Origin of the sequence: Enterococcus sp. DIV1307a (genome assembly GCF_050537425.1) — a bacterium.
Classification (GTDB): Bacteria; Bacillota; Bacilli; order Lactobacillales; family Enterococcaceae; genus Enterococcus; species Enterococcus faecalis.
Map to the genome: position 1 here is coordinate 620,473 of NZ_CP172914.1, position 13,960 is coordinate 634,432.

General features: G+C 37.3%; 11 protein-coding genes. 3 read left to right on the top strand and 8 right to left on the bottom strand.

Features of this window, described 5'->3' with window-relative positions; all coding sequences use genetic code 11:
- Positions 1–24: 24 nt before the first annotated feature.
- The 6 genes from IGL90_RS03030 to IGL90_RS03055 form a co-directional block, all read right to left on the bottom strand.
- Positions 25–489 carry a GNAT family N-acetyltransferase gene (locus IGL90_RS03030; protein ID WP_002361333.1) on the bottom strand — a complete coding sequence of 155 codons (465 nt, stop codon included), beginning with the start codon at positions 487–489 and terminating at the stop codon, positions 25–27.
- Between the two features lie 71 nt (positions 490–560).
- Positions 561–1,223 carry an ABC transporter permease gene (locus tag IGL90_RS03035; RefSeq protein WP_048736958.1) on the bottom strand — a complete coding sequence of 221 codons (663 nt, stop codon included), beginning with the start codon at positions 1,221–1,223 and terminating at the stop codon, positions 561–563.
- Between the two features lie 3 nt (positions 1,224–1,226).
- Complete coding sequence (locus tag IGL90_RS03040) at positions 1,227–2,147, bottom strand: osmoprotectant ABC transporter substrate-binding protein (RefSeq protein WP_002355743.1); 921 nt, start codon at positions 2,145–2,147, stop codon at positions 1,227–1,229.
- Positions 2,148–2,149: 2 nt separating this feature from the next.
- Positions 2,150–2,785, bottom strand: coding sequence for an ABC transporter permease (locus IGL90_RS03045; protein WP_002355744.1), 636 nt, complete (start codon positions 2,783–2,785; stop codon positions 2,150–2,152).
- A 3-nt stretch (positions 2,786–2,788) separates the two neighbouring features.
- Complete coding sequence (locus tag IGL90_RS03050; RefSeq protein ID WP_002355745.1) at positions 2,789–3,982, bottom strand: betaine/proline/choline family ABC transporter ATP-binding protein; 1,194 nt, start codon at positions 3,980–3,982, stop codon at positions 2,789–2,791.
- A gap of 626 nt (positions 3,983–4,608) precedes the next feature.
- The gene (locus IGL90_RS03055; protein WP_002355746.1) at positions 4,609–5,499 is read right to left on the bottom strand and encodes a ring-cleaving dioxygenase; all 891 of its coding nucleotides are present in this window, start codon (positions 5,497–5,499) and stop codon (positions 4,609–4,611) included.
- A gap of 165 nt (positions 5,500–5,664) precedes the next feature.
- On the opposite strand from IGL90_RS03055, the gene queA reads away from it, so the two are divergent.
- Positions 5,665–6,696, top strand: a complete 1,032-nt coding sequence (gene queA / locus IGL90_RS03060; RefSeq protein WP_002355747.1) for a tRNA preQ1(34) S-adenosylmethionine ribosyltransferase-isomerase QueA — start codon at positions 5,665–5,667, stop codon at positions 6,694–6,696.
- 344 nt (positions 6,697–7,040) lie between these two features.
- Here the strand turns inward: queA and IGL90_RS03065 are convergent, their stop codons facing one another.
- Positions 7,041–7,346 (bottom strand): helix-turn-helix transcriptional regulator, encoded by a 306-nt coding sequence (locus IGL90_RS03065; RefSeq protein ID WP_002355748.1) that lies wholly within the window; start codon positions 7,344–7,346, stop codon positions 7,041–7,043.
- A gap of 822 nt (positions 7,347–8,168) precedes the next feature.
- Between IGL90_RS03065 and IGL90_RS03070 the strand changes: the two genes are divergently transcribed.
- Positions 8,169–10,814, top strand: coding sequence for a calcium-translocating P-type ATPase, PMCA-type (locus IGL90_RS03070; RefSeq protein ID WP_002355749.1), 2,646 nt, complete (start codon positions 8,169–8,171; stop codon positions 10,812–10,814).
- Between the two features lie 333 nt (positions 10,815–11,147).
- Complete coding sequence (locus IGL90_RS03075) at positions 11,148–13,154, top strand: KUP/HAK/KT family potassium transporter (RefSeq protein ID WP_002381294.1); 2,007 nt, start codon at positions 11,148–11,150, stop codon at positions 13,152–13,154.
- Between the two features lie 69 nt (positions 13,155–13,223).
- Here the strand turns inward: IGL90_RS03075 and IGL90_RS03080 are convergent, their stop codons facing one another.
- On the bottom strand, positions 13,224–13,922 hold the full coding sequence (locus IGL90_RS03080; RefSeq protein ID WP_048736955.1) for a helix-turn-helix domain-containing protein: 699 nt from the start codon (positions 13,920–13,922) through the stop codon (positions 13,224–13,226).
- Positions 13,923–13,960 lie beyond the last annotated feature (38 nt).

The window sequence follows — 13,960 nt, forward strand, 5'->3', positions numbered from 1 at the left end:
GCCATCTTTTGATGGCAGATTTTTTTATTGACGTAATTGTTTTTGATAAATTCTAGCGCAAGACTGCTCTTCGGTGGTTACCATTGTCAAAAATTCCCAGTCATATCTTTCATAAAAAGTAGTATGGTCTGTGAGCAAATAAAGCTTTTTAAATCCAGAATTAGCTAGAAAATCACCAACTGTTGTTAAAAGAATTCCTGCTAAGCCTTGGTGACGAAATGTTGGTTCGACATACAATGCACAAAGGTTTGGCGTAAGGTCTGCACGATTGTGGAAGTCATTATCAATTACGCCCACGCCTGCAACGATGTCCTGCTGTTTATTCAAGCAGACCCACCAATGTGGTACGTGGTTTTCGCTAGTTAGCATTTCCTGCATACTTGCTTGATACGCTTCAGCGGGGATTTGCCACTTTTGGCTAAACCATTGAGCAGCTGACGGAATTAAGTGTGGTTGTTGGTTTAAATCGATAATAGTATAGTTAGACATTATTGATCTCCTAGATAAAAAAACAGATCCCATTGAAAAGAAACAATGTTGGATCTGCTCTGTATTTTTTATTAATTGGAATGTTTGCTAGCTGGGTCTAAACGCCGTTCAATAATCCCTAGAACCCAATCTGTGATAATCGCCATAAAGGCCGTTGGTAAGGCACCGACTAAAATGATAGAAGCACCATCTGTGGCATTGGTTCCACGAATAATAATATCCCCTAAACCACCAGCACCAACGAAAGCACCAATCGCAGTAATCCCGATTGCGACGACTAACGCATTTCGAATACCTGCCATGATTACTGAAACAGATAAAGGTAACTCGACCATATAAAGAAGTTGTACTTTTGTCATACCCATTCCTTTACCAACATCTAAAATATTGCGATCCACTTGAATCATGCCAGTGTACGTATTCTTGATGATTGGTAGGAGAGAATAAAGGAAGACCGTTACAACCACCGTGTTGACGCCTAAGCCCATTCCCAACATTAAAATCGAAAGCATTGCCAAAGCTGGTACTGTTTGGATAGTGTTCGCTAAACGGATAATCCAGTTGGCTAAGCTACGTTTACGTGAAATCATAATCCCAATAGGAATCCCGACAATTGCAGCAAAGATTACGCCATAAATCGAAATTAAAAAGTGACGTAAAAATTGTTGGAAGACGTAGCCGCCATTTTGTTGGAAATAGTAGATAAATTGTTGGAATAAATTCATATTATTCATCTGTTACTCCCCCTCAAAATAGTTATTTTCTTTTAAGAAACGTTCGGCTACGACAGCAGGTTCAATTAAATCATTATCTGCTTGATAGTTCAATTCTTGCATTTTTTTGGTAGAAATTTTACCATCTAAGCGATTTAAGACATCTTTAATTTCCGGCGTTTCTTTTAATAATTTGTCACTAACCACAGGAGCGGCATCATAAGGCGGGAAGAAGCGCTTGTCATCTTTTAACATGACTAAATCGTAACTACCAATCCGGCCATCTGTTGAGTAACCTAAGATGACGTCCATTTTTCCAGCGTTGACTGCATCGTACACCAAGCCAATTTGCATTGGTAAAATAGATTTAAATTGGAAGTTGTATTCCTTTTTAAAGCCTTCATAACCGTCGCCTTCACGTGTGATCCACGCAGTATCGACACCAGCAACTAATTTGTCTGCGACTTTCCCTAAATCACTGACTGTTTTTAAATTGTATTTCTCAGCCGTTTCTTTTGTAACTAAGAATACATAAGTATTTTCAAAACCATATGAAGGGAACCAAGTTTGTTGATAACGTTTTTCAAATTCTGATTGAACTAGATTGAACGCTTTTTTAGGGTCTTTTTCCGCTGGTAAGCCAAGCGTAGTAGTCACGTCAGTACCAGTATAACGAGCTGCAGAAATTGAGGCATCTCCGTTTAACATTGCTTGGTGATTGATGGTAGTAGTGGCTAAGTTGTTAATCACATTTGTTTTTTTATCTGTGTAATGCTCCACCATATCCGCTACAATGCTCCCTAAAATCTGCGCTTCTGAAGTAATCCCACCTGTAATGGCAACAGTGTTATCATCAGAAGTTGAAGCGAGACCAGGTAAAGAACAACCTGCCAATAAAAGTAAACTGCTTAAGAAGAGTAAGCTTAACTTGAGTTTCTTTTTCATCATTATTCGCCCTCCCTTAAAGCTTTTGGCGTTAAACGATTTTCTAATAATCCAAGAAGAACATCTGCTAAAAGCGCTAAAATAGTTACCGGAATAGTCCCGCCAAAGATTAATTCTGGCTGATAGTTATTTAATCCACTGAAAATCATATCACCAAGACCACCTGCACCAATATAAGAAGCCAGTGTAGCCCAAGCAATGACATAGACAGCAGCTAAACGAATGCCGGCCATAATTGTTGGCATGGCAATGGGTAATTCAACACTAAAAATAGACTGTAAATTGGTCATGCCCATACCTTTAGCAACATCTCGGTAATTTTCATCGACATTTTTCATTCCGATATACGTGTTTCTTAAAATAGGTAGAAGGGAATAGATGAATAGCGCGATAATAGCGGGTGTTTTGCCGACACCAAAAATTGGAATCATCAAAGCTAATAAAGCCAACGAAGGAACCGTTTGTAAGGCACTTGTTAAACCAATGACAATATTGGCTACTTTGGGCAAACGTGTTAACCAAACGCCAACGGGCACAGCGATAGCGACCCCTAATAAAAGTGCAAAGAATGAAATATAAATATGTTCAATACTTTTTGAAATCATTTCTGATCCATATTCTTGAAAGAAGCTACTCATTGCTTACGCCTCCTCTTTATCAGTTTCGGACTCGCTTTGTTTTGCTTCTACAGCTTCACTAATCGTTGTTTCATCGCCCCAGATAACATCATAAACAATGTCAACAAGGGAAGCACGTGTTAAGATGCCCACCACTCGTTTTTGTTCATCAACGACTGGCACATATTTTAAGCCGCGTTTTAAGATTCTTTGTAAAGCATCACGTAAAAGAGCGGTTTTTTGAACAAAGAAGACATCTTTATTCAAGATATCACCGACACTAGAAGCTTTGCCACGTTGCTGATCTAATGTTTCAACATCGATAAAGCCTTTAAGCACATGGGAATTATCAACAACTAATAAGGTATCAACCCGTTTTTCACGCATCAATTTAATCGCTTCTTGTAAAGATTTTTCCGGCGTGATAGTAATAGCTGAATTTAACATGACTTCATCAACAGTGGTGAAATCAGGTTTGGCTTGTAATAGGCGATCTTCTCCGATGAGTTCTTCTACAAATTCATTGGCTGGATGACGTAAGATATTATCTGGTGTGTCAAATTGAATTACTTTGCCTTCGCTCATAATGGCAATTTTATTTGCTAATTTCAACGCTTCATCCATATCATGGGTAACAAAGACAATAGTTTTTCCTAAACGTTCTTGCAAATCTTTCACTAAATCTTGTAATGAATCACGGGTGATAGGATCTAAAGCACCAAAAGGTTCATCCATTAGAATAATATCTTGATTGGCAGCTAAAGCCCGCACAACGCCGATTCTTTGTTGTTGTCCCCCAGAAAGTTCATTGGGATAGCGGTCCAACATTTCTCGTGGTAACTCAACCAAATCAATCATTTTTTCGGCTATCTTATTGCGTTCTTCCACAGGTACTTTTAATAATTTAGGCACTAAAACGATATTTTCACGAATGGTCATGTGAGGCATCAAGCCGATATTTTGAATGACATAGCCAATTTGGCGACGTAGCTCTACAGGATTGATTTTTTGAATATCTTGGCCATCAATTAAAATTTTTCCTTTTGAAGGGTCGGTCATGCGGTTAAGCATCCGCATTGATGTTGTTTTTCCACTACCACTTGTTCCGATGAAGCAGATAAATTCACCTTTATCGAAAGACAAATTAATGTCATCAACGGCGACTTTTCCGCCTTTATAAAATTTTGATACATGCTGAAATTCTATCAACTTACTCACCTCAACTAAATATTTTGAAAATGTATCTTATTACTAGTATGCTATAAAAATGCGATTTCGACAAATGTAATCTATTTTTAATGGGAAAAAGAAGGCGGTAAAATTTTTTTAATTCGTTCTAAAAAAAAGAAAAGACAACTATTGTTTAGTAAAAGTTGTCTGAACGAAACAAGATGTTAAAAAGAGTGTTCTGAGAAGGGGGAAAAGCCGCTATAACAAAGAAAAGTGTCCTTTGTAGCAAGTTGACGGGAGCTGAGTTTTTCATTAGAATGGAAAGAGAACAAGGGAATAAAATAAAAAAAGGCGCTTCATGATTTAGCGGCAACTAAATCACGAAGCCTTGAATAGTCACCTGTGCAAGTGGACCATCAAGTTGCCCGTTCAATCAATGGAAACCATTGATCACTTTTATTTTACTGAATTTTTGAAAAAATTACCAGTTTTTTTAAGAAGTAAGAAGTGGAAGAACGAAGGATGCTTTTTATGGAATGTGCAATGACGTTCAGAAAAATCTGAAGGTCATTTTTTATTCTCTTGTTCAAACATTCAAACATAGGGGAAGAGAGACGGACGTAATTTTGTCACCGATTATTACGTCCGTCTTCCGTTGTTTTCTAAAGCGTTGGTTACATGTCTTTGTAGAGGTTGGCTTCGATTGCAGTCCGTTTTGGTTCTAAAAAAGGCGGTAAAGCCAATGTTTCCCCTAAATGTTCCAGAGGCTCATCCAATGTAAAGCCAGGAGTCAAAGTAGCAAATTCAACCCGATTCCCGCCTGGTTCACGAATGTATAAACTTTTAAAATATCCACGACTTACATACATTTCAATTTCCCAGCCTTGTGCTAAAGCGCGCGTGTGTAGTTCTTGTAATGCTTCATCATCAGCCACAGAAAAAGCAATATGATCCATACTGCCACGCCCCATTCGGCTTGTTTTATCCGACGTTGTTTGATGAACAGAAAAGCTTTCCGTCTCACTTAAAATAATCGTATTGCCAACTGCTTGCCAACCAAGAAATGTTTCAAAAAAGGCCAAGGTTTTTTCAGAATCTGGCACATGAAATTCAGTAGAGGCTAAACCGATAATTTGAACCGCTGCTGGAATGTCGTTAGAAACAACGAGTGTTTCTTTTAATGGATTTTCAGGAACTTCTGTCAGGATAATATGCGTATCATCTGGATCACTGAAATGGAGGCTCTTTTCTTTTTTATTAAATGGAATTTTGTTTTCTGTTAAACGTTGTTCCCAAAAGGAAAGGCTGTTTTGGGGAATTTTTAAGCCAATCGTGGCTAAATAATTTTTTTCTTCATAGCGGTTGCCTAATAAGGGCACGATAAAAAAAGTTACTAAGCTTCCCGGTGTGCCTTGATAATCGCCATAAAAATAATGAGGCATGCGATTGTTGTCTTGATTTACGGTATTTTTGACAAAACGTAAGCCTAACAATTTTGTATAGAATGATTGATTTTCTTGACCATGACGCGCTAATAGTGAAACATGATGAAATTGAGCATGCATTTTGAGTTCCTCCTCTAAATAACTATGTATACTTACTTAAAGTAAGTATAGTGCTTCTGACATTTTTTGACAACTATTTAGTTTGATTCAGAAGGCTGACATAGCCAGAAACAAGAAAAAGTGTTAGAATAACCAAGATAAAAACTAGTAGAAAGAGTGACGGAAATGCTAAGTACAGAAGATTTTGATTTTGATTTACCAGAAGAATTAATTGCTCAAACCCCACTAAAAGATCGCGCTAGTTCACGATTATTAGTTGTAAATAAAGAAACAGGGGACATGGAGGATAAACATTTCCATGATATTCTTGATGAATTACAGCCTGGGGATGCATTAGTCATGAATAATACACGGGTACTGCCGGCCCGTTTATATGGAGAAAAACCTGAAACAGGCGGTCATTTGGAAGTTTTACTTTTAACAAATACAGAAGGCGATACATGGGAAACCTTGATTAAACCCGCGAAACGTGCAAAAGTCGGCACGGAAATTCAATTTGGCGATGGTCGCCTAAAAGCGGTGGTTAAAGAAGAGTTGGAACATGGTGGTCGAATCATTGAATTTAAATATGATGGTATTTTCTTAGAAATTTTAGAATCGTTAGGAGAAATGCCATTGCCGCCATATATCAAAGAACGTCTAGATGACCCAGATCGTTATCAAACGGTTTATGCTGAAGAAAATGGTTCAGCTGCAGCACCAACAGCGGGTTTGCATTTTACAAAAGAACTATTAGAAGAGATCAAAGCAAAAGGTGTTCATCTCGTTTATTTAACTTTACATGTCGGTTTAGGAACATTCCGTCCCGTGAGCGTTGATAATATAGAAGAACATCATATGCATAGCGAATTCTATCGTTTAACTGAAGAAGCGGCTAAGCAATTAAATGAAGTGCGCCAAGCAGGCGGTCGGATTGTTGCCGTTGGAACAACTTCTATTCGTACGTTGGAAACAATTGGCACAAAATTTAATGGTGAAATCCAGGCTGACAGTGGCTGGACCGATATTTTTATCACACCAGGGTATCAATTTAAAGTCGTAGAGGCTTTTTCAACGAACTTCCATTTACCAAAGTCTACGTTAGTGATGCTTGTGAGTGCTTTTGCAGGAAAAGACTTAACATTGGCTGCTTATCAACATGCTATTGAGGAAAAATATCGTTTCTTTAGTTTTGGCGATGCAATGTTTATTAAATAAGCGACACTTTGTGAGCAGAATACTTGGGATTGAAACAAAAATATATTATGATAAACACGTGATTTTTGGAATCACAGTAAAGGTGTGCTTTATTTTTTCTTCCCCTGTAAATAATAAAGTTAGAAACCAAAACGCTACTAGAGCAAAAATGCTTAGTAGACAATCTTAGAATAAAAAGAACGACGCAACCACGGTTGCGCCGTTCTTTTTTTATGTAAGAAAAGATTAATTATTGAAACAACAATACGAAGAAATGCTTTCTTCGTATTGCCGGTACTAAGTTGTACCTCGGCAACTCCAAGTACAATCAGAAAAATTGTCTTGTTAAGTACAGCTTATACTGTTTAGGCTTCTTGTTCTACATCGTCATTCAGTGTTTCTTTGAAGGTGAACACATCATCAATGGTTACGCCAAAGACGTTCGCGATGTCATGCGCAAGAAGTAATGAAGGATTGTACTTGTTTCGTTCCAGTTGAATAATTGTTTGTCGAGAGACACCGACTCGATTGGCCAAATCTTGCTGGGTCATACGAGCCATAGCACGATAAACATGAATTGAACTTTCAAACGAAGATTTTTTCTTTTTTCGCATAGCATTCCCTCCTTTAAAAGAAGATAAAATAGAATGTGCACCTTGAATATAACACATATGATTATTTGATACAAATATATTTTATTGCCTAAAAGAAAAAACCGAGCTTAAATTTAAGCTCGGCCTTGTTAACGGGAAGACATCAATTGGTTGAATAAGTGTTTACATTTCGCGATACATGTAAAGCAAAAGGTGAACGTGATGTGGTGAAACTAAAACCTTGTTTTCATACAGTTTCGACGCTTGGATGGTGGATAACTTGCGTTAGGTGATAACAGATAGGGTAAATGCTTTATAGAAACTCCATCCTTCTATAACCTTTCCCTATTTTCCGATACGAGTTATCACTAACAATTACTCTACACGTATTGTTTACAGGTGAATCTTGCAATTCTAACAACTTTGAGTTTACCGATTTTTATCTACTGAGAAAATCTTCAACCAATTGATTTGCATGTCCTCCTTACACTTAAAGAATAGCACTTTTTGGAAGCGTTTGCAAATTATAACACTTATTAATAAGATTAAATATAATATTTTTCTGGTTATTTTATAACATGTAAAATAAATAATCATGCGAACCAAATAACATTGTATTTTTTGTTGTTTTTGTGTTGAATATATAGAAATAAACTATTTTTTTATCAGACAAAATGAAAAAAATGTCCATTGCTTTTTGGCTGAATTCGTTTCTTTTTTCATAAAATTCCCATAATCAAATAGAAACATTGCTGTAGCAACAACGAAAATACCAGTTTTTTCTGGACATATGAGAGAACGCTAAGCCAAAGATGAAAAAAGTTGCGTGTTCAAAAAAAATCATGTTATATTTAATAGAGACACTATTATATAGGAAGAAAAAATTAGAGGGGGAATAGGATGGAAGCTTACAAGCAATCTGTCGATACTGTCACAAAAGAAGTTTCAGTCAATACTGAAACTGGTTTAACACAACAAGAGGCCCAACAACGGCTGAAAGAAAATGGCCGCAATCAATTTGAAGAGGCTAAGAAGGATTCTGTGTTAAAGAAATTTATTCACAGTTTATCTGATTTTACAACGATTATTTTATTAGTTGCTGCGGCAATTTCGTTTTATACAGCAATCGTAACAGAACATGGCGAATATTTTGAAGGAATCTTAATTATTGCAATTGTGATTATCAATGCTGTTTTAGCCATTGTTCAAGAAGGAAATGCTGAAAAATCTCTGGCGGCTTTACAAGACATGAACAAGCAAAGTAGTGCAGTCTTACGAGATGGCAAGGTAATCGAAGTCGATGCTGAAGAACTAGTAGTAGGAGATGTTCTAGTTCTTGAAGCTGGTTCAATGATTACAGCCGATGCACGACTTATTCAAGCTTCTCAAATGCGCGTAGAAGAGTCAGCACTAACAGGTGAAAGTGAACCTGTTGAAAAAGATCCTACATACGTGGGGCATGACGATGATGGCTTAGGAGATCAAATAAATATGATTTTCAAAGGCTGTACCGTTGTGAATGGCCGCGGACGAGCAGTAGTAACTGCAACAGGAATGAATACAGAAATGGGTAAAATTGCTGGGTTACTGAATAACAGCGATCAGCAAAAAACACCATTACAAAAACGCTTGAATCAATTAGGCAAACGTATTAGTTTGTTAGCCTTAGGGGCTGCAGCAATTGTTTTCATTATTGGTGAACTGCAAGGAGAACCGCTTCTTGAAATGTTTATGACAGCCGTTTCCTTAGCGGTGGCAGCTGTACCAGAAACACTAACCGTGATTGTAACGTTAACCTTAGCATATGGTGTTCAAAAAATGGCTAAGAAACATGCGATTATTCGTCGATTGCCAGCAGTAGAAACGCTAGGAACTGCGAATGTTATCTGTTCTGATAAGACAGGAACACTGACACAAAATAAAATGCGCGTCCGCCGAGTATGGCATCGTGGTGATGAAGTAACGGATACGGAAGATGCCATGACCGATGAAGCCATGGAAGTATTGAAAATGGCTGCTTTATGTACAGATGTCATTGTGGAAAAAGAAGGCGATGAACTAACTGTTACAGGGAATCCGACAGAAGCGGCAATTGTTCGTGCTGTCGAAGAAAATTATCATACTAAAGAAGAACTTGAAGAAAAATATCCTCGTATTGGTGAAATTCCCTTTGATTCAGAACGAAAAATGATGACTACGGTCCATCAATGGGGGAAAAAGTACATCTCAATTACTAAAGGAGCCTTTGATGTGTTACTACCTCGTTTTGGTTTCGGAGATGTCGATCAAGCGGCTATTGTTAATGATCGTTTCGGAAAACGAGCGTTACGAGTTATTGCTGTCGGTTATGCCGTATATGATGAACCACCCAAGGAAATTACATCGGAGGCTTTAGAAAAAAATCTTCGCTTGTTAGGCTTAATTGGCATGATTGATCCACCACGTCCAGAAAGTAAGGGCGCCATTGCTCGTGCGAAAAAAGCTGGAATTAAAACAGTCATGATTACTGGTGATCACGTGGTAACAGCCAGTGCAATTGCTAAAGAATTAGGAATTTTAAAAGATAAAAGTGAAGCCTTATCTGGTTCAGAACTGAAAAAAATGAGTGATGAAGAATTAGATAAACGTGTTAAAGATTTATCCGTTTATGCACGTGTAACCCCTGAAGATAAAATTCGAATTGTTCAATCATGGCAACGTTCTGGCGCTGTTGTAGCAATGACCGGAGATGGCGTGAATGATGCGCCAGCCTTGAAAGCTAGTGATGTCGGTTGCGCAATGGGGATTACTGGAACAGATGTGGCCCAAGGCGCTTCAGATATGATTTTGACGGACGATAACTTTGCAACTATTGTTGATGCAGTGGCGCAAGGACGTGCCGTGTACCGAAATATTCGTAAAGCCATTAACTTCTTGTTAAGCTGTAATATTTCTGAGATTTTTATTGTTTTAATTGCCATGTTACTTGGTTGGGGTGCGCCATTTACTGCGGTTCAACTGTTGTTTGTTAACGTGGTCGCAGATGGGTTACCTGGTTTTGCATTAGGGAAAGAACCAGCGGAAAAAGGAATTATGGATGAGGCACCAATTCCTAAAAATGAAGGGATTTTTGCACGAGGCTTATGGCAAAAGATTGGGATTAATGCAGCAGTGTTCACAGTCATTACTTTGTTTGGTTTTTACCTAGGTGCCTTTGTACCAGGTGTTTCAGCCTATGTTTCAAACAGCTATGAAGTTGGACAAACAGTGGCATTTTTAATTTTAGCTTATTCCTCTATCTTACATGTCTTTAATGTTCGTAGTGCGAACTCTGTTTTCCGTGTAAAATTATCAAGCAACAAGTCGCTCTTTGAAATGGTCGTTTTAGCATTACTAATTACCACAACCATTGCTTTATTACCATTCACACAAGAACTATTTGGATTAGTGCATATTAGTTTAAATCATTGGATGTTAGCAATTTTCCTATCCTTTGTGCCAATTTTCGTCAATGAAATGATTAAGTTCCATTTCTCTGAAGTTGAAGAGGAAGAAGAAGTGATTTAAATTTAACAGGAATAAAAGAAGCTACTTTTGTTCAGAAAATTATCTTAATAGTTAGCAAGTGGGGCAGCAGTCGTTTCGACTGCTGCCCCACTTATTTTTGATTTTCCTTTTTTCAAAATAGGTGGGTTTCTTATCTAAGATGAATATTCTCTAATAAAAAGACTTGCTAAACGATTTAAAACGTATTATAGTGAGTAGCATCGTTAGTCAAAAAGCGCTTTTTGACTAATGAAAAAGATATATAAAACGTTATATAATAAAGAGTTTTAAAAGTTTTTATGGAGCTGTTGGTTAAACTAAACGAAGTCATTTCTTTTGTAGGAGGAAAGTATTGTGTTACACAAAGCAGAGGGGTTTGATCGTCGGAAATTTACGATGGCAGGGATCTTAGTTGCCATGGGCGTTGTCTATGGAGATATTGGAACGAGCCCTTTATATGTAATGAAAGCCATTGTAGGAGATAATGGTGGCTTGGCACGGGTTTCTGAATCGTTTATTTTAGGTTCGGTCTCATTAATTTTTTGGACATTGACTATCTTAACCACGATTAAATATGTTGTTATTGCTTTAAATGCTGATAACCATGGAGAAGGTGGGATTTTCTCTCTTTATACATTGGTTCGTAAAAAAAGTAAGTATTTGATTATTCCCGCAATGATTGGCGGCGCCGCTTTACTGGCTGATGGCGTTTTGACCCCAGCTGTGACAGTGACGACAGCGATTGAAGGCTTACGGGGGATTCCGGCATTTTTTGAACGTTTTGGCAATGACCAAACGATTATAGTGGTTATTACGTTGACGATTATTTTAATTCTTTTTTCTGTTCAACGATTTGGAACAGAATTGGTCGGGAAAGCTTTTGGACCGATTATGTTCTTGTGGTTTACTTTTTTAGGCATCATTGGTTTAATGAATTTTAGCCAAGATTGGACGGTTATTCGTGCATTAAATCCATATTATGCTTTGCAATTACTAGTCAGTCCAGAAAATAAATTAGGTCTATTTATTTTAGGGAATATTTTCTTGGCTACAACTGGTGCTGAAGCTTTATATTCTGATTTAGGGCATGTAGGAAAAATGAATATCCGCATTAGCTGGCCGTATATTAAGATTTGTTTGATTCTTAATTATTTAGGTCAAGCTGCGTGGTTGTTAACGGTCAAAGAAAACCCTGAAATGCAAGCATTAGCTGAAATTAACCCATTTTTCCAAATGATTCCACGAGGTATTCTCGTATTTGGCGTTGTTTTTGCAACAATCGCCGCAGTGATTGCTTCACAAGCGTTAATATCAGGTTCGTATACCTTAGTTTCTGAAGCGATTAAATTGAAGTTATTACCAAGACTTAAAATTATTTATCCTGGGAGCAATATCGGTCAAATGTATATTCCAGCGGTAAATTTAATTTTGTGGTTAGCTTGTTCAGCAATCGTGCTGGCTTTTAGAACATCGACACACATGGAAGCTGCGTATGGTCTATCGATTACGATTACGATGTTAATGACGACCATTTTATTGTTGTTTTATCTTTTGGATAAAATTCCAGCTTGGTCTGCGTATCTAATTTCCTTGTTCTTTGCTGCCATTGAAGTTGTCTTTTTCTTTTCAAGTGCTGCGAAGTTTTTCCATGGTGGATATGTTGCTGTGGGAATGGCAGTCTTCTTGTTATGCATCATGATTATTTGGGAACGCGGCAACGAGATTAAGGAAGCGACGGCGGAACAAGTGTCGTTGGAAAAATATGTACCACAACTTAAAGCTTTGAAAGAAGATACATCTGTACCTATGTATCAAACCAACGTGGTCTTTTTAACCTCCGATCGAGTGGACGGCGAAATTAATCGTAATATTATTTATTCGATTTTGGACAAACAGCCAAAACGAGCGAATGTTTATTGGTTTGTTAATGTTCAGGTAACAGATGAACCCTTTACTCAAGAGTATTCTGTTGATATGTTAGGGACTGATTTTATTGTGCAAGTTCAGCTATATTTAGGCTTCCATATTTCTCAAGAAGTGAATGTATATTTAAGACAAATTGTTCATGACTTGATGAAAACAGGCCGCTTGCCAAAACAGCCACAACGTTATTCATTAACGCCAGGAAGAGAAGTTGGCGATTTCCAATTTGTATTAATTCAAGAAGAATTATCTAACGTTTCTGAACTGAAAAAATGGGATCGACAAATTATGCAGGCAAAATTAGCTATCAAAAACTTAACTACCTCTCCTGAAAGTTGGTTTGGCTTGGAATACAGTGAAGTCAAATATGAATCCGTTCCTTTAATCATTGGCCCACAACGGAAAACGCACTTAGTCGAACGAAAGAATCGTTCATAAATAGAAAAAATTTAACTAAAAGATTGAGCCTAAGTCCTTGAGATACATGGCTCAATCTTTTTTGTAGAATCAGAGTAAATACTGTAATTCCACAAAGAATTCATTTAAAAACGTTTGGTCTTTAAAGGAATTCATCCGCTTAAAGATGGCCAGTAAGACTTCTTTTTGAGGTTCAGTTAATTGATCTACTTTTAACAAAGGAAGAAAAGCGATAATCAGAGAATAATCCAATTCTGGATTTTGAGAATGTGTAAATAATTCATGGAGTTCTGACAAAATAAACGGATGATAATAAGATTGGTCAGACTGTTCTTCTGCAGTTGTTGGTTCATAAATAGAAATACTCTCTTGGGAATGAGAGGGGGCTTCTACTGTTAAAGGAAAAGCATAAAAGGACTGCTGTAACTTTTGCGCTTGAATCATAATTTTTAAGGAATCGTGATAGGATAGCTGTTCTTCAGATAAACGTACCATCAACTGAGTAAAAAAAGGTGGTTTTAGCAGTTGTTTATTTTGAAAATTTTCTTTTAATAGCTGGCGCACAAATCGATCGAAATCACCATAAAGTAGCCAATCTACTGTTGTGTCACAGGCTTTAGCGATTTTTTTTAAGTATCGTTTATTGGGTAAATTCAAACCTAATTCCCAGTTACTAATTGTACTTCCACTAGATAAACCAATTTTATTGGCTAAATAACGTAAAGTGTACTTCTTCTTTTTTCGAGCTTCACGCATGCGCGCCCCGACTTGCTTTGTAGTAATTTTCATTGAAACACTCCTTTTGTAATAAATATGAGGATAAGGTG